Origin of the sequence: Bacillus sp. FSL R10-2780, from assembly GCF_038006125.1 — a bacterium.
Taxonomy (GTDB): Bacteria; Bacillota; Bacilli; order Bacillales; family Bacillaceae_G; genus Bacillus_A; species Bacillus_A cereus_U.
In genome coordinates this window covers 989,639-1,010,314 of the sequence record NZ_JBBOUQ010000001.1, presented here as the reverse complement: position 1 = coordinate 1,010,314, position 20,676 = coordinate 989,639, and the positions used below count along the sequence as shown (strand labels likewise).

The window sequence follows — 20,676 nt, the reverse complement described above, 5'->3', positions numbered from 1 at the left end:
TTTTAAATATATCTATCATAATTCATAATATATCAACGATCCGACAAGGAATATCGATTTATCGACAAAACAACAATTGCCCTACCTTCTATTTCATATATTAGAGAGGTCGTTTCACTTATCAAATTTTATATCCACAAAAACACCGTAATGATCACTCGGAAATACGCATGATACTCTTTAAATATACAAAATGGATAACCTATTTGATTCGCGATATATTGTGCTACATTTATCTTCTTTTCATCATCCATATGACTCCTAACTTCTTGAATAGCTAGAATATGAGGAGCAACATTTTGAACTTCCTCACAAATAGCCTCTAATCTCTCTGACCACAAAGTTTGATGATTCCAAATGTTGAGGATAGCAATTCTCATTATATCCCTACTTTTCTAATATTAGATTTATCTCCTTATTTCACCGTATGTAATTTTCATATTAGGAGCGTACACCAAAGAAGAATGTATATGAAACGCTTCAAAAAATAAAAAGGATTACATACCTAAAACGATATATAATCCTTTTTATAAAAATATCAAAACAAATGGAGGTTTAGTTAGTACAATCACAATCTGAGCAATCGGTACAATCTATTACGTCACAATCTAAATTTCTCCTTTTTTTGTTTCTTTTAAGATAAAAATATAGTAGTACCATAAATAATAGGCAAATAACAAAGGCTATTATTGCTTCTATATATTTTTCATGAATAATAAAACCAATTCCGCTTCCCCCTGAAATAAAAATTAGAATTAAGTAGATCCAAAACATGTATGTAGGTACCTCCGTTAGTATATGTTTTAAGACAATATCCATATAATGCTAGATGAAATGAATAATCCCATACCATTACCGCTTAATAAACCGGTCGTTACTCTTAGTAAATTTGTACTGCTTCTCCATTTCCACTTTTGGGTGAATCCATCGATTAATAATGGAATTTGAGCAAAAAAGGATAGTATTAATGAAAGACTAAACGAAGGCGTTATTAAAAAATATATTGGGAATATACAGAAACCAATAAACATACCTGTGCATCGTGCACATAAAGGTATGTATTTTTGTAGTTTCAGGAAACTCCTTTCCTGTATTCTATGACAAGGAATATTTAAAATGAAACTTCGAATCAATACGAACCATCCTCTCTAAAAATATTTTAATTGATTTCGTAACAAAATTATAGAATTCTTACACTTCGTAGCGTATAACACTTTATAGATAAGAATTTATTCAAGAAAATACAAAATTATTATTTTACATCTCCTCAGGCGCCCCCACCCCAAGTAAACGTAATCCCTCTTTTAATACAACCGTCACAGCGTAAGCTAATGCGAGTCTACTGTCCTTCTCTTCGCTCTCTTCTAAAATACGAACATTTCCATAATATTTATTGAACGCTTGTGCTACATCTAATACGTATTTTGAAATAATAGATGGCTCATTTTTGTTGAAGGCCGCTTCAATTACTTGCGGGAATTTGTTGAGTAATTTTACTACACTCCAGCTGTAATCGTCTTTTAATTCAAAATTACACGTTTCAAATTCCACACTTTCTTTTCTTAAAATAGAGCAAGCACGCGCATGCGTGTACTGTACATACGGTCCTGTTTCTCCTTCAAATTTCAACATATTTTCTAATGAAAATTCGATATTATGCATACGCTCATTTTTTAAATCGTGGAAGATAACTGCTCCAACACCGACTTGTTTTGCCACTTCTTCTTTTTGTTTTAAATTCGGATTTTTCTCTTCAATATTTTGTTCCGCAAGTGCAACAGCTTCTTCTAGCACTTCTTCTAATAAAATAATTCTGCCCTTACGTGTCGACATTTTCTTACCATCTTTTAATATGAACCCGAACGGTACATGTTCCATACCACCCACCCAGTTATAGCCAAGCTTTTTTAATACAGTGAAAAATTGATTAAAATGCAAGCTTTGTTCGGGTCCTACTACATATAAAGCTTTATCAAATTCGTATGTGTTCTGACGATACAATGCCGCTGTTAAATCACGTGTTGCGTAAATGGTAGCACCATCTGATTTTCTAATTAAACATGGCGGCATACCTTCTTCTTCTAAATTAACGACTAATGCCCCTTCTGATTCTTCCAGTAAGTCGTGCTCTTCTAAAATCCCAATAAAGTCTTCCATTTTATCGTTATAGAAAGCTTCTCCTTGAAAGTTTGTAAATTCCACACCGAGAAGTTCATAAATACGAGAAAATTCTTTTAAAGACTCATGACGGAACCAATTCCAAAGTTCGACTGCTTCTTCATTTCCTTCTTCCAGTTTTTTAAACCATGATCGCCCTTCTTCTTCTAGTTCTTTATTCTCCTTTACTTCTTCATGAAACTGAACATATAACTTAAATAACTCACGAATTGGATCCTCTTTAACTACTTCTTCATTTCCCCATTTTTTATATGCGGTAATTAACTTTCCAAACTGTGTTCCCCAATCCCCAATATAATTAATTCCGACAACTTCATATCCACATTTTTCGGCGATATGTTTCAGCGAATTACCGATCATTGTAGAACGTAAATGCCCCATTGAAAAAGGTTTCGCGATATTAGGAGAGGAATAATCGATAACTACTGTTTTTTCACATCCAAAATGATTTTGACCGTACTCTTCTTTCTCCGCTAAAATTGTTTTTAATACTTCATCACTTACTGTTTGACGATTAAAAAAGACGTTTACATACGGGCCAACAGCCTCTATTTTCATAAAAAATGGGTCATTTAATTTCTCCGCAACTTCCTTTGCGATAGCAGCTGGTGATTTTTTATATTGCTTCGCTAGTGAAAAACATGGGAACGCTGCATCACCCAATTCATCTTGTTTTGGTGTTTCAATTAAATCTAAAACTTGATTTTGCGTTAATTCGTTCGTAATAATATTTGATAAGCTCTTCGCAAACTGCTTTTTATACTCCATACTGTAACCTCCTTATTTTTTAAAACACAAAAAACTCGTCTCTAAAAAAGAGACGAGTTTTAACCCGTGGTACCACCCTTGTTGTTCATTCCGAACCACTTTCCCGTTTATAACGAGGACAGGGGGCCTCGGCTTACTCTACTATTCGTTCAAGAAGCGTCTCCGAAGTGCGCTTCATCTTTTTCTTCTGCACTAGGCTCACACCATCCCTAGCTCGCTTTCCTTCTGAAAAAGACTACTCTCTTCATCACAGACAGTATATTTAATTAATTATTGCTTATTATACATCTTTTCAAACAATTAGCAAGGGTCAATTACACCAAAATGAAATTTTGCACTTTTTCTTTTGTATACGTGAAAATTGTGCTTTTCAAATCTAGAACTACGGAAATGATCTTTCAGAACGACACGTTTTCTCGCCACACGCTTCGCTTCCGCAATTGTTTCGTCAGTAATATCATGATACAAAGCGAAATGTTTTAACCCTTTTATTCCATCTGATTCGATGACAGTTTCTTCAAACATCGGATCAAGGTATACGACGTCATAACTATTATCTTCACATTGCGTTAAAAATGCGAAATGCTCAGTTTGTTTTACATCGATTCTTTGCATTGCTTCATCGATTTCAGAAACGGATGAAGACCATGTTTTCAAGCCTTTTCCCATGATGTACGCCATATATTCGTTTCCTTCAAGCCCTGTTACTTTTCCATCTTCACCAACAATATAGCTAGCAACAATACTATCTGATGCCATACCAAGCGTACAATCTAATACGGTCATTCCGCTCTCTAGTTTAGCAGCTTGTACAAAGGGATCGTGTTCTCCGCGCATTAACCTTTTCACACGAAACATTGCTGAGTTTGGATGAAAGAAAAACGACTCTTCCGTACCCTTTGGATAAATAGCTAATCGGTTTTTCCCTACAATCAGCACATCTTGTTCATACTGCTCATGCAGTTTGTGCACAGGTATATCATTACGTAAAACGAAAGAACAATTTAATTCTTCTGCTACCTTATTTGCATAAGCTGTCATTTCTTTATTTGTTCTTCCTGCTGTTGTTACTATCATTTTTTCACCTCTATATAAAGAAAAGAGGGAGATTTACTCTCCCCCTACTTTAGCAATTCTTTTCGAAAGCTTGTTCTAAGTTTGTAATAATTTCGTCCATTGTTGCGCCTTCAATTTCATGACGGTGAATGAAGTGAACAACTTCTTTTCCTTTTAGTAATGCCATAGATGGTGAAGATGGAGGAATTTCTCCGAAGTATTCACGCATTTTCGCAGTAGCATCTTTATCTTGACCTGCAAATACAGTTACAAGATGATCAGGTTGTTTTTCAGCACGTACAACCGCTTGACCTGCTGATGGGCGTGCTAAACCAGCTGCACAACCACAAACAGAGTTTACAACTACTAAAGTTGTACCTGATGCATTCTCCATAAATTCTGTTACAGCTTCTTCTGTAGTTAACTCTTCAAATCCAGAACGCACTAATTCTTGGCGCATTGGAATTACCATTTGGCGCATGTATTCTTCATATGCATTTGACATCTTGTAATCTCTCCTTCAACTTTCATTCCAACTTCATCATATCACGCGCTATTAATAGGTGCAAAAGAAAGATAGTGATGATTTCATTTTTTTGTAGGGATTTCACAAACCCCTTCATGGCAGTGTCCAACTGGGACAAGTTTTCTATTGTTGGCAATATAATCGTATACTTTACTTCCAAATCCAAGTACGATAGATAATTTTATAAACGGCACTGCAAACCAATAAGATGGAACGGCCTTTGCTAATACGTTAATGCTATGAATTCCGTCATACCACTTATTATTTTTTAAAATATACAATCTCTGTTCCATCTTACTTTGTAATTCTTGAGAAAGTTCATACTTCTCAACTACATCTTCATCTCGAAATGAAACAAATTTCATCGTACCCTTTTTATCTAATTTTTCCGTACGCTCTGCAACTGCTGTACACATCGGACACCAACTATCATAGAAAACAATCATAAACTATTCCCCTTTACGAGACTCCGTCATTTGCTTCCATACTGATCCTTTTGCTTCTTCGCCGCCTTCAATACGTTCTAAAGCTAAACGTGCTTGCATTGCTACTTCAAACTCTGGATCATCTTCAGCTACTTTTAATGCCGGAATTGCACTTTCATCACCAAGTTCAAATAAGAACATTGCTGCACGCCAGCGTACTAATTTACTTGAATCTTTCAGAGATTTAATCATAACGAACATCGCTGCTGGGTCACCTACGTCTGATAAGCAATCTCCTGCTGTACGGCGAACACTTACAGAACGATCTAATAACACTTTATATAATAACGGCAATACTCCATCACCTTTTACCATACCTAAATAAGCTGTTGCTAGGCGGCGGATAGATACTTTCTCATCATCTAACGCCATTTTCAATACTGGCATATCTTCTTCAGTAGGATCCATTTGTTCTAAAGCTGCAAAACGTTTTTTCCAGTCGGAATCCTTCATCATCTCTTCTGTTACTTTATATGGCTCACGCTTTTGAATCGTTACTTCAACAGCACCCGCTTGATCTAATAATTCTTTAACCGTTTCATTTACACGTTCTTCTGAATAAGCAGCAACAATTTCTTCTACTACTTCTTTCCCGATTTCTTCAAAATTACCGTAACGTGTACTTTGCTCTACCCATTTGCGCTCTTTCACAACGTTAGGTGCAGACATTTGCACTTTCATAATGGATTCTTTAAAACGATCAGGTAAGCCTACACGCTCTTCTGTCGTTCCATCTGTTAACTTCACTTGCATCGGAATAGTAAAGAACATTTGAACAAACACTTTCACTTCTCCAAAATGAGAAAGTTGTTGTTCTTCGCTTTCTTCCACTATTTCTTCACCAAAAACGGCACGAACTTGTTGTAATAAAACTTTCCAGTCATACTTCGCATTTCGCTCCACTGCTAAAAAGTCTGCTACATGATACACACCTTTAATGCCTTCAATTTTCAAAATTTCTTGCACTTGTACTGGTGCTTGTTCTTTATTTTCATTTGTATAATTATTACGCGCTCCTGATGGTAATACTTCATTTAAAATAACTTTCATTGTATTCGGACTTGGCGTCGGTTCAATAGCTTTAATCTTCACGTAAAAAACTCTCCTTTATTGCGTGTTCTTAGCTGTATTGTAACATGTTAACCCTTTATACTCCTACTCGGATGCTTAATTTTGCTGATTTCTTCCCATCATCATACTTTTTCATACTTTTTCATTCTTTCTCTTTCCACCTAATCAATCCGAAACTATCGTTAAAATTCTAATATTATTGCGATGCACCCTCCCGCCTTCTCTCCAAAAATGTAATGCTCTCAATTACAACTTCAGTTCTATATATTCTCTTTCCTTGTTCATCATCGTAATTACTCGTATGAATACGCCCGGTAATCCCAACAAGTGAGCCCTTCATACAATATTCTGTTACATTTTCAGCCGATTTTCGCCATATGACACAATTTATAAAATCGACTTGTTGTTCACCTAAACTATTTCGAAAACCTCTATTCACCGCAACACATATTCGTGCATAAGCGACTCCTTGTTTTGTGTAGTATAATTCTGGCTCCTTTGTCAATCTACCGATTAATACAACTCGATTCATCATAAGTTATACCACCTCACATATTTTTCTTCATTGTAAGGAAAAATGTTGGAAGGGTAAAAAGTACAAAACGGCATGTTTGTAAATAAAAAGTATTACTTTATATCTTACAAAACTAAAAAAGAAACCCTACATAGTTTAAACATGTAAGGTTTCCAAAAATATTATACTTCACTGCAAGATATGTAATATCCTCCGCGACCCATCTTTATTTCAGCGCAGTACATTACATTTTCCAAGTTAAAAATAATCGGTTTAACTTTACTCTCAAATTTTAATTTCCCATTACATTCAGCCGCATATCCTTCAATAGCTGAACGAATGACTTCTGCTGATGGATATGTTAAAGCGTCATCTAGTTCTATGAAAAAACGTTTAGAAAATAGTTTTTTCATAATCCTTTTTTCTCTTTCATCATATTCCATCCCCCTTCAATTTAAGTCGCCAACATCCATATTTTCAATTTATCTTTGAAAACAAAAAAATCCTGCACATTTCATGCAGGATTTTTTTATTAGTCATTTTTCGTAAAGTAAGAAACAAAACGAAGAATTTCTAAGTATAGCCATACTAGAGTCATCATTAGACCCATTGCACCGTACCACTCCATATATTTTGGAGCTTGGCTACGTGCACCGCTTTCGATTAAATCGAAATCTAGTAATAGATTTAATGCAGCAACTACAATAATAACTGCACTAATGATCATACCAATTGTTCCACCTTGGTGAATATATGGAACAGTAACACCGAACATGTTTAGTAAGAATACGATTAAATACATAACCATAATTCCCATTGTCGCTGCTATTACACCCGTACGGAATTTATCAGTTACTTTTACTACGCGCGTTGCATACAACACTAGCATTGCAAATAGAATTGAAATTGTTAGTAAGACAGCGTTTAAAACGATAGTATCGCCAAATTTCATTGTATAAATCGCTGAAATACTTCCTAATACAATCCCTTCTACCGCTGCATAAATCGGTGCACCAATTGGTGATATACGCGGGAAGAAGATAGATGCAAATGCGACGATTGCCGCAATAACTAAAGCACCAATTAATACTGGCATTTTCATCGTATTATTTGTCATCTGTATGTATGAATAGACAGACGTTGCAAGAAGCAAGATAAGCATGATAAACGTTTTGCCTACTGTTCCACCAATAGTCATCGCAGAAGCACTTGCTCCCTCTTTACGAAATGCGTCTTTTTTCAACATTGGATTAGATGTTCTCATTTTTTCCCCTCCTAAAATAGGTTCTACCAATAGTGTAAAGTTTTTCTCTTTACTTTTCAATATATGCAGCTTGTTTTTATTTTAATCCTTCAACAATGTCTGATAGTTCGCTCCATCTTTCCATCGTTTTTTCTAGCTCTTCTTCTGTTTTCTGCTGTGCTTCAGATAATTCTTGTGCCTTTGTGAAGTCAGATCCAACTTTCGCAAGTTCTTCTCCAATTGACTCAATTTTCTCTTCTAGTTCGGCAATTGTATCTTCAATTGTTTCCCATTCACGCTGCTCATTGTATGAAAGTTTACGTTTACGTTGTTGTTTTGGAGCTTCTTCTACTACTTTTTTCTCTTTTTGAACTTCCGCCTTCTCAATAAGTTCTTTCGTCTTTTCCATTTCTAAATAGTCCGTATAACTACCTAGGAATTCACGCACTTCGCCCTCGCCACTAAAGATGAACAATTCATCTACTACTTTATCTAAGAAGTAACGGTCATGCGATACAGTTAAAACGACACCTGGGAAATCTTCTAAATAATCTTCCAGTACTGTTAATGTTTGTGTATCTAGATCATTCGTAGGTTCATCAAGTAATAGTACGTTTGGTTCTCCCATTAAAATACGTAATAAATATAAACGTCTTCTTTCACCACCAGATAGTTTACCAATCGGTGTACCATGTGAATGTGTCGGGAATAAGAAACGTTCTAACATTTGAGATGCACCAATTACTTTTCCGTCTGTCGTATGAATCACTTCTGCAATCTCTTTAATGTATTCAATCATACGCTGATTTAAATTCATCTCTTCATTTTCTTGCGTATAATAAGCAACTTTTACAGTTTGTCCTACTTCAACTTCACCACTATCAGGAGATAACTTGCCTGCAAGCATATTTAATAGCGAAGATTTCCCGCTTCCATTCGCCCCAATAATTCCGATACGATCGCCTGGTTTCACAATATGATTAAAATTATGTAGTACCGTCTTATCGCCAAATTTTTTCATTACATCTTTTAACTCAAGTACTTTCTTTCCTAGACGACTTCCACTTAGTGCAATATCAACTGATTGCTTCGCTGCTGGTCCTTCTTGTCCCTTCAGCTCATCAAAACGCTGAATACGCGCCTTTTGTTTCGTAGAACGGGCTTTTGCACCACGGCGAATCCAAGCAAGTTCACGACGATATAAATTTTGGCGTTTGGATTCTTGTGCCGATTCTTGCTCTTCACGAAGTGCTTTCGCTTCTAAAAATGTACTATAGTTTCCTTCGTAGCTATATAGTTTACCGTTATCTAATTCAAAAATACGGTTTGTCACACGATCTAAGAAATAACGATCATGGGTTACAAGTAATACCGCACCTGTATATCTTGCTAAATATTCTTCTAACCATTCAACTGTCTCATGGTCAAGATGGTTCGTAGGCTCGTCTAAAATTAATAGATCAGGTGTTTCAATAAAACATTGTGCCATTGCGATACGTTTTTTCTGTCCACCAGATAGGTTTCCAACAGTTGCAGTAAAATCTGTAATTCCTAATTTCGTTAAAAGAGATTTCGCATTTGCATTTGCTTCCCATGCACTCATTGCATCCATACGTTGCTGTACGGCAAATAATTGTTCCTGTACTTTTTCATTACTTGGATCTTTTTCGATATTTAATAACGATTGTTCATAATCACGAAGAAGACGAATTAAAGGTGTATCACCATGGAACACTTGCTCTAATACTGTTAGTTTTTCATCAAACTCTGGTTGCTGTGATAAATAACTAATTGTATAACCACGTGAATGCGTCATATCACCTGTATCAGGAGTTTCTAATCCTGCAATTATTTTTAATAATGTCGATTTACCAGTACCGTTTACACCAATAATTCCGACACGTTGTCCTTCTGTAATACTACATGATAATCCATCAAATAACGGTTTTTCTCCGTATGATTTCGATAAGTTCTCCACAGTTAACATTTTCATATTTGTGCATTCCACTCTTTCATAAATTGTTCAATAAACTCTTCCATATAACGATGACGAACTTCAGCCTCTTGTTTTGCTGCGTTCGTGTTCATTAAATCTTTTAGTTTTAAAAGTTTTTCATAAAAATGATTTAAAGATGGATCATTATTTTTTCTATATTCATCTTTCGTCATCACTTCTCGAGGAGGGATAGTTGGATCATACATTAATCTCCCTTTCGCTCCTCCGTATGCAAATGTACGAGCTATTCCAATTGCACCAAGAGCATCTAAACGATCCGCATCTTGAACAATTCTACCTTCAAGTGACTCAACTGTGCCACCATGACCACCCTTATAAGACATATTGGCGATGATATGAAGAACATGTTTACTTTCCTCTTCTTCAACACGTAACTCTTCTAACCAATCAGAAACTTTTTTCATTCCTGCTTCTTCACTCTCATTTAACTTCTCATCTGCTACATCGTGAAGTAATGCTGCCATTTCAATTATAAAACGATTTCCCCCTTCTTGCTCAGATAAAGAAATCGCCAATTTATGTACGCGTTCAATATGATACCAATCATGCCCACTCGCATCTTTTTCTAAAATATGCTTTACGAAAGTTATTGTTTTTTGAATTTTTTCTTGTTTTATCATTTTATCTTCACCCAGTTACTTATTGTAACACGCCCGCATTTTTTCATCACATATTTTCTTGTCTGCCCATACACTAGGTGGTAGGCATCATTATGAAGGAGGAATAAACATGTTCTATAATAATCAACCGCCTTACCCACAACAACCTTTTTCCCCTCAACATCAGGAACAAAGATATGCTGAACAGTATGGGGAGGAAGAGACACAACATCAAGAGCCTCAATACGAACAAAATCCATACGCAACACCGCAAACTCAAGAAACTGAATATCAACAAAATCCATATGACACACGTCCAAATTATGAATATCCTCAAAATCCATATGCAGCACCACCAACTCAAGAACAACAATATCAGCAAAATCCATACACAACTCAGTACACTCAAGAACAACAATATCAACAAAATCCATACACAACTCAGCCACAACAACCGCAATACCAACAACAAATGTATCAGCCAAACTATGACCCACGTGTCTCACCGCCAGCACCGCCAACTATCGATCCTACGCAACCGCAAATTTTACCGCCTGGACCAACATTCGATATTACACAGCCACAAATTTTACCACCAGGACCTATTACAGAACCAACGCAACAACAAATCCAACAAGTTGTCGGTACACAGTTTTTACCTTTAAAAAAACCTGTACTTGATTTCGTAAAACCTTGGGTAGATTACGGTTTAAATGAAGCGAAACATACATCACACAAACATGCTTTAACAGAAGTTGCTGCGATTATGTTCTTAGTTGGTAAAGGATTCAACCCAACGATTGCTCATTATATTGTAGAATCTTGGGAGAAGAATGAGCAGTTTTAGAATTGTTGATTTTAAAAAACATAAAAACCTCAAAAATGCCAAATCCCTTATGTCACAAAGGATTTGGCATTTTTAAGGTTCTAGAAAAACCCGCTAAATATAAGGGGAAATTAAAAGTCATGAATCCGGTACAATACTGTGTCCACGCCCAAGGAACTGCCAAATGAAATAACGTGTCTAACTTTTTGGAGTCTATTGGCCTTTTCAAATCCCCTTATATTAGTGTTCGCTATTAAGATCTTTTCCTTCTAGGACCTACAATTAATTTGATTGCTGTTCTTTCTTGATTATCGATAGTAACCTCTTGAAACGCTGGAACAAGAACCAAATCAATTCCACTTGGAGCGACAAAACCTCTTGCAATCGCAATTGCTTTAATCGCTTGATTTAAAGAACCCGCTCCAATTACTTGAATTTCTACCTTGCCACTTGCTCTTAGTACACCGGCTATTGCACCTGCCACTGAATTTGGACTTGATTTTGAGGATACCTTTAATATATTTTCCATGTACGTTGCTCCCTCTATTATTTAATCTCTCTTTTCTTACGGTTTGAAATATAACTAACGTATCTTTAACTACTATTCATACCAAAAGCAAACAATTCTGTATAATTACATTCATTCGATATCTTTTGTCTTCTTCCTGCTCAATTGCATAAATAAAAAGCGATGACTAAGCTGGAAACTTAATCATCGCTTTATCCATTTCTCTGTGTCACTAAGATGCTTTCCTTTAAATACTTCAACATTTTAAAACCTCGGATAGAGTTATCTGCTAAATTTCCAGCCTTTTTCGTCTTCAAAAGTCATTACATATAATATTCTAGTTCTATTCTTTTGAAAACTGTATCTCCTCATTAGAGCACTTTATATTATGCCAGCTTTTTATCCCAAATCTATCACCTTATATATGGACAAGTATACACGCCAATTACTTTTCAATTACATAAACTACTATATATTATACATTTATTAATAATAGGAGGTAATATATTGGGTTCATACTATCATTCTTCAAGCTCATATAAAAAATGTTCATGCCACTCTTCTTCTAGTTCATATAAAAAGTGTTCGTGCCATCAATCTTCCAGTTCGTATAAAAAATGTTCATGCGACCATTCACATAAACCATCCTGCTCAGCTTACGTAACTTTTTGGCAAACTGAGTTTATAACTGTCCCTTTTGGCGATTCTTTTCCATCTAATCACGTTGGCCCTTTGGCGGGAGGAGTTTCTTTACTAAATCCTACTACTATACAATTTAGTCCAGCAGGTGATTATCGAATCTCATTCATTTCAAGCATTAACACTACTTTAAATCCTGTATTGCCCCATATTCCAGTCATAACTATATTTTTAAATAACAATCCACTTGCTAATAGTCAAGGTGATTTCGCTTTTCAAATGAATACTTCATCAAATAACGAATGCCTTCAACTAGTTGGCGAAACTATTGTTACGGTTCCAGCTAATTCAACACTTCAACTTAGAAATAATAGTGGTTTCAATCATCAAAGTATTATAACTTGTGATAATGGTATAAATTCAGTTGAATTAACAGTTACAAAACTAAGTTAATACTACTCCCTCACATTCAGATGCTAATTCCGCATCTTTTTTTATTGCATAACGTTTTTTTGATTCCTATCGTCCTCTTATAGAACATAAACTCCCATTTCACTTTTCTATTCATCTAATAAACATGAAAAAGTGCCGAAATCCTTCTACCACAAGAATTCGGCACTTTTTTTATTAAAACAGATTCCTTCTTTCCTACTTCTCTACATAAACCGATTTAACTATCGTACGATTATAAGGTTGTCCTTCCTTATTCATCCCTTTCATATCAATTGTAACGTTATATACACCTGGCTGTTCTATATTTTTCAAAGCACCTGTGAATGTAGTTGTATTAATATTTTGCGATTCATTTGATTCAGAAACTAATTTTCCATCTTTATTAATTACTCTTACTGTTACTGAAAGATTGCCTTTCATTTCTGGAGCTGCAGGTGATTTTTTGAGTTTATACTCTGCTTTATTTCCTTTAACTTTTGCCGGCATTTGAAGGACGAACGGAGCATCTTTTTTGTAATCGGTTACGATTAAATATGCATCTTTTGGCTGCTTTGCCATCATTTTAACTTGCCATTCTCCTGCTTCCATTTTATCAAATTTAAATGTTCTTATAGTCGCTCCTTTAAAGAGAGATTCACCTTCACCAGTAGATACAGCACTATCTTTATTTGTATAAACTTTTCCTTTTGGAGATATTAGTTGTATTTCTACATCCGAAGAAGCTGTTAAAACAGAAACTACCCCTTCTGCTTTTTTATCAACTGCGACAATTTTCCCTACCCACTGATTTTGTGACAACTCTCCTCCTAAAATAGCTTGATTAGAAGTTGTGTTTAATTGTTCTACCTTTTCCTCTGAACTATTACTCGGGGCTAATAAAGCCGGTACTGGTAAATTTGCTGTCCGTAAATATGGCTCAATTCGTGCGAAAACAGCTGAACCTTTTCGTATATTATCATGATCAAATCGTGCATCCGTAAATAAATGTGTTCCATATGGTAACTTAGCACTCCATTCGTTCACTAATCCATCATTAGAACCGTATGATGACAAGTACAACCCGCCCATAGATAATGCTGAAAAAACAGGTCCCCAGCTTGTCCCAGTAGCCGTATAGTAACGGTTTAATTTAGCTGCAGGATTATTATCTATTGTAGAACGAAACTTTGCCATTTCACCTATTTGCAATGAATATGTCCCATCATCTTTTTGACCTAATATAGAGGCGAGCCACCCTGCCCACCAACTATATGATAAATCCGCTAAATTTGATCCGTAATGCGGAGTGGCAAGTGTAATAACATTTCCAACAAATCGATTCGCTCCATATCCAACTAACGCAGCTTGTGTATCGATACCACCTTTACTATGAGCTACAACATTTACTTTTTCACCAAAATGATTATAAATTTCTTCAAGCTTTTGTGCTAACAATTTTCCATTGTCCCATTGGCTAGCTGATCCTTTCCCCGCAGCATCGTATAATTGAATAAATACAGTTTGATAGCCTGCTTTCAAGGCGTAGTCGTACATATCATTCATATCATGATATACTGTCTTTCCATACCAACTATCCGCATTACCATTTCTTCCTTGCACAAAGAGAATTGGTGGTTTATTCTCATCATAATTAGCAGGTTTCTGACCTAAAAACCATTCTCCAGGAGTAAATACTTCTTTGTCTGGAAAACCAGTCTTAAGCTCTGTTACAACCTCCGCGTGTACATTTGTACTAAAAACCAGCGGACTCATAAAACAAAGTACAATAAATAATGCTATACTCCTTTTCATAATTCCCATTAACATCCCCCTTTTCCGCAAGAAAGAAAACGCTACCATTACATTGAACACCAATTGTTTTAAATTCCATTTAATCAATTACTTTTTCGATACATTAGAATTAGAAATTAGTAGCCGCATTTCTTTCTTATCAAACGTTATTCTCTCAACATTCATTCATTCCTTTTTACAATAAGCGTTTTGAATATTTCTCAATAAAGCTTTCTCTTCACAAAAAAAACTGCGTATAAAAGGTCTCTTTAATAACCTTTTATACGCAGCTTCTTTGTTTAAAATCCGATGATATACTCATCATCATATTTATCGTATTGCAAACCAGCTCCTATTCTCAATTCTGTAACTTGATCTCTAAGGAATGGTGCATCTTCTATTTTACTAGTTGCAATTTCGATTCCATATTTTTTTGTTAAATGCGCTAACTCTATTAAAAACCATTCTCTTCGCAACGCGATTGGAATTTCATACGTTCGTCTTTTCATATATACTAGCACCTCTTCTATTTTCATTAATAAAAAGAGTACCACTTCTACTTTCGATACACTTTTTAAAACTATCGTTCATCATCAAAGGCCAATGAAACATTATAGTATATGCATGTCCATTTTAAACGTGCTATGGCAAAAATAATATTAAAAAACTGAAAAAACCTCATTTAGTTTACATAAAAAAATTATGTAATAGTAAAAGGGTAAGGCTTGTCCCTCATCCTTTTACTATAGAAATCTAAATTAAGAACACCTTGGTACACCTAAAGCTAAAAATAAACCCGCTACTCCTGCTGTAATTGGCACCTTCAACGTAATAACATCATCTACTTTTGTTACTAAAAAGTAAGCATTCCCTTCTTGTAACACGCAATTCACTAATAATTGAAATTCCATTCAAATCTCCTCCTTTCAAATGAGATACTATAATCTATGAAAATCTTTTCAAAATGTAATAGGAATTAAATCTATTTTTCCTTATATATAAAATAAATGTTTGTTTATCTATTAAAAATAATATAAATCTTTTTATTTTATTAAAAACCCTGTAATTTCCAATGAATTCTTATATAATCAATAAAGAAAATCTTACAAATGGAGGTATGAAAATGGCTATTTTGAGTAATATTGGTGTAGCTTTATTTTTGATTGCTATCATTCTTTTAATCTTATGTATCATTTCATTCTTTAAGAAAAATGGAAAAGCAAAACAATATGGTCGTCCAACTGTTATTCTTTTTATGATTTCAATTATGTTAATAATGACCGGCACAACAAAATCTGAACACCCAGTCGTCGAATTTTTTTCTACTTTAAGTTTCATTCTATTTATATTTTTCCTTGTTCTTGCAATATTATCTGTTATTAAGAAAACAGGTGTAGCAAAAAAACAATTTATAATTACAGCTGTTTTATTTGTCATTTTTGTTGCGCTATCAGGTATTTCAAGTCCTTCTTCTGAAAAAACGAAAGCAACTAATAAACAAGTCGCTTCTAATAGTGAAGAGAAAAAAGATGACGCAAAGAAAAAGGAATTAGAAAAGAAAGAAGCGGACGAAAAAACTCGTAAGCAAGAAGATGAGAAACGTCAAGCTGAGGAACTAGCTCGTAAGCAAGAGGATGAGAAACGTCAAGCTGAGGAACTAGCTCGTAAGCAAGAAGATGAGAAACGTCAAGCTGAAGAACTAGCTCGTAAACAACAAGAAGAGCAACAGCGTCAAGCTGAAGAACAGGCCCGTAAACAACAAGAAGAGCAACAACGTCAAGCTGAAGAACAGGCCCGTAAACAACAAGAAGAGCAACAACGTCAAGCTGCTGAGCAAGCTCGCAAACAACAAGAAGAGCAACAACGTCAAGCTGCTGAACAAGCTCGCAAACAACAAGAAGAACAACAACGTCAAGCTGCTGAACAAGCTCGCGTACAACAGGAACAACAAAAAGCACAGCAAACTCAAACCCAACCGGCTGCTGGAAGCAATAGTAATACATATTTCAAAAATTGTACTGAAGTTAAAAATGCTGGGAAAGCCCCATTATATAGAGACCAACCAGGATATAGCTCTAAACTTGATCGTGATGGCGATGGAGTTGCGTGTGAAAGATAGTAATAAAAAAGAAGCTTCCACTAAGCTTCTTTTTTTATTATCCTAAAGTATTGCGACGAATTACGCTTCCTCTTACTTAAATAAAACTCCTTTTATTATTCTCAAAAATGACACATAATAAGTGATTTAAATCACCACATTGATTTTAATTTATCGCTATTCTTGATTTAGATATTACATTTAAACTTTATGGAGGTCTTCATATGGAACATACATTTACTGAAACTTCAATTATCGGTGAGATTGTAACACAATTTCCGAAAGCTAGTGATCTTTTCAAATCATATAGAATAGATTTTTGTTGTGGTGGAAATAGACCACTTATTGATGCAATTAATGAAAGAAATTTATCAGCATCAGAGGTAATCACAGAGTTAAATACGCTTTATCATAAAACGAAACTATTAAACGAATCTGAAGTTGATTGGAAAAATGCTTCTTATCAAGAATTGATTGATTATGTTATAAATAAGCATCATCGCTATTTAAATGAAGAATTGCCACAGTTAAGCCCATATGTGACGAAAGTATTACGCGTTCATGGGGCTAGTCAGCCTCATTTAGCTCAAATTCATAAGCTATTTCATGAACTTAAAATTGAATTAGAACAGCATTTAATTAAAGAAGAAACCGAAGATTTCCCATTAATTTTAGAATTCGAGCAAAATCCAACTGATGAAAACTATGCAAAGTTACGTAAAGTAGTAGATGAGTTGGAGAATGAACATAGCCACGCTGGCAATATTATTAAAGAACTTCGTAAGGTGACAAATGACTTTACTCCTCCAGAAGGAGCTTGCGGCACTTATCGTCTTGTTTACCAGCGCCTTGAAGCTCTTGAATCTGACTTGTTTGAACATATTCATTTAGGAAATAACATTTTATTTCCACGTGCTATCGCAAAAGCTTAATTACGGCGCAGGACATGAGCATTTTTACTCATGTCCTGCTTTTCATTTTGTAAAAAATATTCACACGTTCCCCCACCGTTTCACTGGACAGCTTGATATAATTTAATTTATCAAAGGAATATATCAGGTAGCATTAAGGCGTTGTATTTATGAAAGAAAAAATGATTAAAAAACATTTACGAGAGTTCCTCCTCTTTAAAGAACTTTCAGAAGAAGAACTACAGCTTGTTATGGAGGGTTCTTCATTCCCAACTGATTATTCCTCCTTCCTCTCTTCTTTAATCTCACTAAAAAACAAGTCCTCTCATAAAGTAAAACTTCTAATTTGCGGGGTTTTGTTCATTTCCCGCAGACCATTAAGCGTCCCTCTCTCCTTTCACTTCCACTACAATCTAGTTATCTGCCCACATAACCAAATATCTCTTTCGCTTCTCCCTTCACATAAACCCGAATTTTAACAATTTGTGAATCATTATAAATATGTGATAAATATCACATCTCCCTCTTTTTTAATTTTCTATAATGGAAATATAATTCTTTGTTCAACTTTTCACATAGAAAGGGAAATGAATATGAAAAAACGTTTAGTTATGATCGGGAATGGTATGGCTGGCATACGCTGTATGGAAGAAATATTAAAACATGATAGTGATTTATATAATATTACTATTTTTGGAGATGAACCACATCCAAACTACAATCGCATTATGCTCTCTCATGTTCTGCAGGGAAAAACAAATATGCAAGATATCATTATGAACGAATATAGTTGGTACGAAGAAAATGAAATAACTTTATATACAAACGAGAGAGTTCAAAGTATTGACCGAGAAGAAAAAGTCATTGTCACAGAAAAAAATCGTACTCTTACATATGACAAACTCATTATCGCAACAGGATCTAGTGCTTTTATATTACCTGTTGAAGGTTCCACCCTTCCTGGTGTGACTGGATTCCGAACAATTGAAGATACACAATTTATGATTAATACTGCTAAAGATAAGAAAAAGGCCGTTGTCATTGGTGGTGGATTACTTGGTTTAGAAGCCGCAAGAGGTCTTATTGACTTAGGAATGGACGTACATATTGTTCATTTAATGCCGAGCTTAATGGAGCAACAATTAGATGCCAAAGCTGCTTCTCTATTGCGTGAAGATTTAGAAACGCAAGGCATGAAATTTCTAATGGAAAAGAAAACTGTGAAGATTCTTGGTACCGATCATGTTGAGGGTATTCAATTTGAAGATGGTGAAATTGTAAATTGTGATTTAATCGTAATGGCTGTCGGAATACGTCCAAATACTCAAATAGCAAAAGATGCTGACTTAATTGTAAATCGCGGCATTGTAGTCAACGACTATATGCAAACAAATGATGAATCCATTTATGCAGTTGGAGAATGTGCAGAACATGATGGTATCGCATATGGACTTGTTGCTCCTCTTTATGAACAAGGTGCAATATTAGCAAAACAAATAACGAATTTACAAACGGATGGATATACAGGCAGTATCGTCGGTACGCAATTAAAAGTTGCAGGTTGTGATTTATTCTCTGCTGGCCAAATTTATGAAGATGATATAACGAAAGCAATATCAATCTTTGATGAATGTAAACGTTCCTATAAAAAAGTATTAATTCGTGACAATAAAGTCGTTGGTATCGTTTTATATGGTGATACTGCTGATGGTACACGCCTCTTTAGCATGTTAAAGAAAGAAGAAGACATACAAGAATATACAGCCGCTTCCCTTCTTCACAAAGCTGGTGAAGAAAGTGAACTTAACGTAGCTACTATGAGTGCGGATGACACTATTTGCGGATGTAATGGTGTTACGAAAGGCACAATAGTTCACGCCATTTTAGAACAAGAGTTAACTACTTTTGAAGAAGTAAAAGGATGCACGAAAGCCGCAGGTTCTTGTGGTAAATGTCGTCCACTTGTTGAACAAATTTTATCTCATACACTTGGAGATGCTTTTGATGCCTCAACGCAATCTGCCGGTATGTGTGGATGTACAACTTTATCGCGTGATGAAGTTGTAGCGGCAATTCACGAGAAAGGTTTAAAATCACCAAAAGAAGTACGAAATGTCCTTGGTTTTGCACATGAAGACGGCTGTTCGAAATGTCGCCCTGCTTTAAACTACTATTTACGTATGGCGATTCCAGAAGAATATGCAGATGATAAATCATCCCGTTACGTTAATGAAAGAATGAATGGTAACATCCAACATGATGGTACATTTTCTGTTATTCCACGTATGTACGGAGGGGTTACAACCGCAGATGATTTAATGAAGATTGCTGAGGTTGCGAAAAAATATGACGTCCCTCTCTTGAAAATTACAGGTGCGAGTCGAATCGGCTTATATGGTGTTAAGAAACAAGATTTACCTAACGTATGGGCTGACTTACATATGACTTCTGGATATGCGTACTCAAAATCGCTTCGTAATGTAAAATCATGTGTTGGTTCTCGTTTCTGTCGGTTCGGTACGAAAGATTCATTAGGACTTGGTATGCTCCTTGAACAATCATTAGAAATGGTAGATACACCTCATAAAATGAAGATGGGTGTAACGGGCTGTCCACGTAACTGTGCGGAAGTACTTACGAAAGATTTCGGCGTTGTGTGTGTTGAAAATGGATTCCAACTTTATATTGGCGGAAATGGTGGTACGGAAGTACGTGAAGCTGATTTTGTAATGATCGTCCCTACTGAAGATGATGTCCTTCGCATCGCAACAGCTTACATGCAATATTATCGTGAAACTGGTATTTATGGGGAACGTACTGCCTACTGGACAGAACGGTTAGGCTTCGATCACATAAAAGAAATACTACAGGATACAAGTATGGTCACGATGTTAAATGAGCGTTTCCAAACAGCTCGTAGCACATATACGGAAGCTTGGGGACAGGCACTAGAAACGAAATCATTAAAAGCTATGTATGAAGTAGAAACTGTGAAATAAGGAGCTGTGAACCAT

General features: G+C 35.4%; 22 protein-coding genes, 1 pseudogene and 1 other annotated feature. Of the genes and pseudogenes, 6 read left to right on the top strand and 17 right to left on the bottom strand.

Annotated elements, in window-relative coordinates:
- Positions 1-128 precede the first annotated feature (128 nt).
- From NSQ47_RS05345 to NSQ47_RS05285, 13 genes and pseudogenes are all read right to left on the bottom strand, one after another.
- A complete protein-coding gene (locus tag NSQ47_RS05345; RefSeq protein WP_340823509.1) occupies positions 129-380 on the bottom strand; it encodes a hypothetical protein in 252 nt (83 codons plus the stop codon).
- 175 nt (positions 381-555) lie between these two features.
- A complete protein-coding gene (locus NSQ47_RS05340; protein ID WP_080025011.1) occupies positions 556-774 on the bottom strand; it encodes a hypothetical protein in 219 nt (72 codons plus the stop codon).
- A gap of 29 nt (positions 775-803) precedes the next feature.
- Positions 804-1,133 (bottom strand): DUF2085 domain-containing protein, encoded by a 330-nt coding sequence (locus NSQ47_RS05335; protein ID WP_078181754.1) that lies wholly within the window; start codon positions 1,131-1,133, stop codon positions 804-806.
- A gap of 124 nt (positions 1,134-1,257) precedes the next feature.
- Positions 1,258-2,946, bottom strand: a complete 1,689-nt coding sequence (argS, locus tag NSQ47_RS05330; protein ID WP_340823505.1) for an arginine--tRNA ligase — start codon at positions 2,944-2,946, stop codon at positions 1,258-1,260.
- A 45-nt stretch (positions 2,947-2,991) separates the two neighbouring features.
- Positions 2,992-3,206 (bottom strand) — a binding site (T-box leader).
- A gap of 40 nt (positions 3,207-3,246) precedes the next feature.
- The gene (locus NSQ47_RS05325; RefSeq protein ID WP_215581543.1) at positions 3,247-4,023 is read right to left on the bottom strand and encodes a class I SAM-dependent methyltransferase; all 777 of its coding nucleotides are present in this window, start codon (positions 4,021-4,023) and stop codon (positions 3,247-3,249) included.
- Between the two features lie 49 nt (positions 4,024-4,072).
- Positions 4,073-4,507: a BrxA/BrxB family bacilliredoxin gene (locus NSQ47_RS05320; RefSeq protein ID WP_000063703.1), complete on the bottom strand. Its 435-nt coding sequence runs from the start codon at positions 4,505-4,507 to the stop codon at positions 4,073-4,075.
- An 83-nt stretch (positions 4,508-4,590) separates the two neighbouring features.
- Complete coding sequence (locus NSQ47_RS05315; protein WP_340823503.1) at positions 4,591-4,974, bottom strand: thiol-disulfide oxidoreductase DCC family protein; 384 nt, start codon at positions 4,972-4,974, stop codon at positions 4,591-4,593.
- Positions 4,975-4,977: 3 nt separating this feature from the next.
- Positions 4,978-6,105, bottom strand: coding sequence for a conserved virulence factor C family protein (locus tag NSQ47_RS05310; RefSeq protein WP_341036293.1), 1,128 nt, complete (start codon positions 6,103-6,105; stop codon positions 4,978-4,980).
- A 175-nt stretch (positions 6,106-6,280) separates the two neighbouring features.
- A complete protein-coding gene (locus NSQ47_RS05305) occupies positions 6,281-6,619 on the bottom strand; it encodes a single-stranded DNA-binding protein (protein ID WP_016100419.1) in 339 nt (112 codons plus the stop codon).
- Positions 6,620-6,780: 161 nt separating this feature from the next.
- Positions 6,781-7,034 (bottom strand): annotated as a pseudogene (locus tag NSQ47_RS05300) (DUF4318 domain-containing protein).
- A 96-nt stretch (positions 7,035-7,130) separates the two neighbouring features.
- Entirely contained in the window at positions 7,131-7,862 is a 732-nt protein-coding gene (locus NSQ47_RS05295; protein WP_002158065.1) for a Bax inhibitor-1/YccA family protein, read from the bottom strand.
- A 76-nt stretch (positions 7,863-7,938) separates the two neighbouring features.
- Positions 7,939-9,834 (bottom strand): ABC-F family ATP-binding cassette domain-containing protein, encoded by a 1,896-nt coding sequence (locus NSQ47_RS05290; protein WP_341036292.1) that lies wholly within the window; start codon positions 9,832-9,834, stop codon positions 7,939-7,941.
- Positions 9,831-10,478, bottom strand: coding sequence for an HD domain-containing protein (locus NSQ47_RS05285; RefSeq protein ID WP_002202190.1), 648 nt, complete (start codon positions 10,476-10,478; stop codon positions 9,831-9,833). Before NSQ47_RS05285 ends, NSQ47_RS05290 begins: the two co-directional genes overlap by 4 nt.
- A 109-nt stretch (positions 10,479-10,587) precedes the next feature.
- On the opposite strand from NSQ47_RS05285, the gene NSQ47_RS05280 reads away from it, so the two are divergent.
- Entirely contained in the window at positions 10,588-11,304 is a 717-nt protein-coding gene (locus tag NSQ47_RS05280; protein ID WP_088078448.1) for a hypothetical protein, read from the top strand.
- A 232-nt stretch (positions 11,305-11,536) separates the two neighbouring features.
- Here NSQ47_RS05280 and NSQ47_RS05275 read toward each other — a convergent pair whose 3' ends face one another.
- The gene (locus NSQ47_RS05275) at positions 11,537-11,812 is read right to left on the bottom strand and encodes a stage V sporulation protein S (protein WP_002148380.1); all 276 of its coding nucleotides are present in this window, start codon (positions 11,810-11,812) and stop codon (positions 11,537-11,539) included.
- A 486-nt stretch (positions 11,813-12,298) separates the two neighbouring features.
- Here NSQ47_RS05275 and NSQ47_RS05270 point away from each other — a divergent pair, with 486 nt between their 5' ends.
- Positions 12,299-12,883, top strand: coding sequence for a preprotein translocase (locus NSQ47_RS05270; RefSeq protein ID WP_340823488.1), 585 nt, complete (start codon positions 12,299-12,301; stop codon positions 12,881-12,883).
- 195 nt (positions 12,884-13,078) lie between these two features.
- On the opposite strand, the gene NSQ47_RS05265 is transcribed toward NSQ47_RS05270, so the two are convergent.
- From NSQ47_RS05265 to exsG, 3 genes are all read right to left on the bottom strand, one after another.
- Positions 13,079-14,689 carry a lipase family alpha/beta hydrolase gene (locus NSQ47_RS05265; RefSeq protein ID WP_445662088.1) on the bottom strand — a complete coding sequence of 537 codons (1,611 nt, stop codon included), beginning with the start codon at positions 14,687-14,689 and terminating at the stop codon, positions 13,079-13,081.
- 263 nt (positions 14,690-14,952) lie between these two features.
- Positions 14,953-15,162, bottom strand: coding sequence for a hypothetical protein (locus NSQ47_RS05260; protein WP_002158072.1), 210 nt, complete (start codon positions 15,160-15,162; stop codon positions 14,953-14,955).
- Between the two features lie 249 nt (positions 15,163-15,411).
- Positions 15,412-15,564 (bottom strand): exosporium protein ExsG, encoded by a 153-nt coding sequence (gene exsG / locus NSQ47_RS05255; protein WP_000395676.1) that lies wholly within the window; start codon positions 15,562-15,564, stop codon positions 15,412-15,414.
- Positions 15,565-15,776: 212 nt separating this feature from the next.
- On the opposite strand from exsG, the gene NSQ47_RS05250 reads away from it, so the two are divergent.
- The 4 genes from NSQ47_RS05250 (at position 15,777) to nirB (ending at position 20,661) form a co-directional block, all read left to right on the top strand.
- A complete protein-coding gene (locus NSQ47_RS05250) occupies positions 15,777-16,772 on the top strand; it encodes an excalibur calcium-binding domain-containing protein (RefSeq protein WP_340823483.1) in 996 nt (331 codons plus the stop codon).
- A 203-nt stretch (positions 16,773-16,975) separates the two neighbouring features.
- Complete coding sequence (gene ric / locus NSQ47_RS05245; RefSeq protein WP_341036289.1) at positions 16,976-17,683, top strand: iron-sulfur cluster repair di-iron protein; 708 nt, start codon at positions 16,976-16,978, stop codon at positions 17,681-17,683.
- A 149-nt stretch (positions 17,684-17,832) separates the two neighbouring features.
- Positions 17,833-18,141 carry a hypothetical protein gene (locus NSQ47_RS05240; RefSeq protein ID WP_340823479.1) on the top strand — a complete coding sequence of 103 codons (309 nt, stop codon included), beginning with the start codon at positions 17,833-17,835 and terminating at the stop codon, positions 18,139-18,141.
- Positions 18,142-18,255: 114 nt separating this feature from the next.
- A complete protein-coding gene (gene nirB, locus NSQ47_RS05235; RefSeq protein WP_340823477.1) occupies positions 18,256-20,661 on the top strand; it encodes an NADPH-nitrite reductase large subunit in 2,406 nt (801 codons plus the stop codon).
- Positions 20,662-20,676: the final 15 nt, after the last annotated feature.

Coding starts and splice junctions, on each gene's coding strand:
- NSQ47_RS05345 (WP_340823509.1), bottom strand. CDS start 380: ATGAGAATTGCTATCCTCAACATTTGGAATCATCAAACTTTGTGGTCA.
- NSQ47_RS05340 (WP_080025011.1), bottom strand. CDS start 774: ATGTTTTGGATCTACTTAATTCTAATTTTTATTTCAGGGGGAAGCGGA.
- argS (WP_340823505.1), bottom strand. CDS start 2,946: ATGGAGTATAAAAAGCAGTTTGCGAAGAGCTTATCAAATATTATTACG.
- NSQ47_RS05325 (WP_215581543.1), bottom strand. CDS start 4,023: ATGATAGTAACAACAGCAGGAAGAACAAATAAAGAAATGACAGCTTAT.
- NSQ47_RS05320 (WP_000063703.1), bottom strand. CDS start 4,507: ATGTCAAATGCATATGAAGAATACATGCGCCAAATGGTAATTCCAATG.
- NSQ47_RS05315 (WP_340823503.1), bottom strand. CDS start 4,974: ATGATTGTTTTCTATGATAGTTGGTGTCCGATGTGTACAGCAGTTGCA.
- NSQ47_RS05305 (WP_016100419.1), bottom strand. CDS start 6,619: ATGATGAATCGAGTTGTATTAATCGGTAGATTGACAAAGGAGCCAGAA.
- NSQ47_RS05295 (WP_002158065.1), bottom strand. CDS start 7,862: ATGAGAACATCTAATCCAATGTTGAAAAAAGACGCATTTCGTAAAGAG.
- NSQ47_RS05290 (WP_341036292.1), bottom strand. CDS start 9,834: ATGAAAATGTTAACTGTGGAGAACTTATCGAAATCATACGGAGAAAAA.
- NSQ47_RS05285 (WP_002202190.1), bottom strand. CDS start 10,478: ATGATAAAACAAGAAAAAATTCAAAAAACAATAACTTTCGTAAAGCAT.
- NSQ47_RS05280 (WP_088078448.1), top strand. CDS start 10,588: ATGTTCTATAATAATCAACCGCCTTACCCACAACAACCTTTTTCCCCT.
- NSQ47_RS05275 (WP_002148380.1), bottom strand. CDS start 11,812: ATGGAAAATATATTAAAGGTATCCTCAAAATCAAGTCCAAATTCAGTG.
- NSQ47_RS05265 (WP_445662088.1), bottom strand. CDS start 14,689: ATGTTAATGGGAATTATGAAAAGGAGTATAGCATTATTTATTGTACTT.
- NSQ47_RS05260 (WP_002158072.1), bottom strand. CDS start 15,162: ATGAAAAGACGAACGTATGAAATTCCAATCGCGTTGCGAAGAGAATGG.
- exsG (WP_000395676.1), bottom strand. CDS start 15,564: ATGGAATTTCAATTATTAGTGAATTGCGTGTTACAAGAAGGGAATGCT.
- NSQ47_RS05250 (WP_340823483.1), top strand. CDS start 15,777: ATGGCTATTTTGAGTAATATTGGTGTAGCTTTATTTTTGATTGCTATC.
- ric (WP_341036289.1), top strand. CDS start 16,976: ATGGAACATACATTTACTGAAACTTCAATTATCGGTGAGATTGTAACA.
- NSQ47_RS05240 (WP_340823479.1), top strand. CDS start 17,833: ATGAAAGAAAAAATGATTAAAAAACATTTACGAGAGTTCCTCCTCTTT.
- nirB (WP_340823477.1), top strand. CDS start 18,256: ATGAAAAAACGTTTAGTTATGATCGGGAATGGTATGGCTGGCATACGC.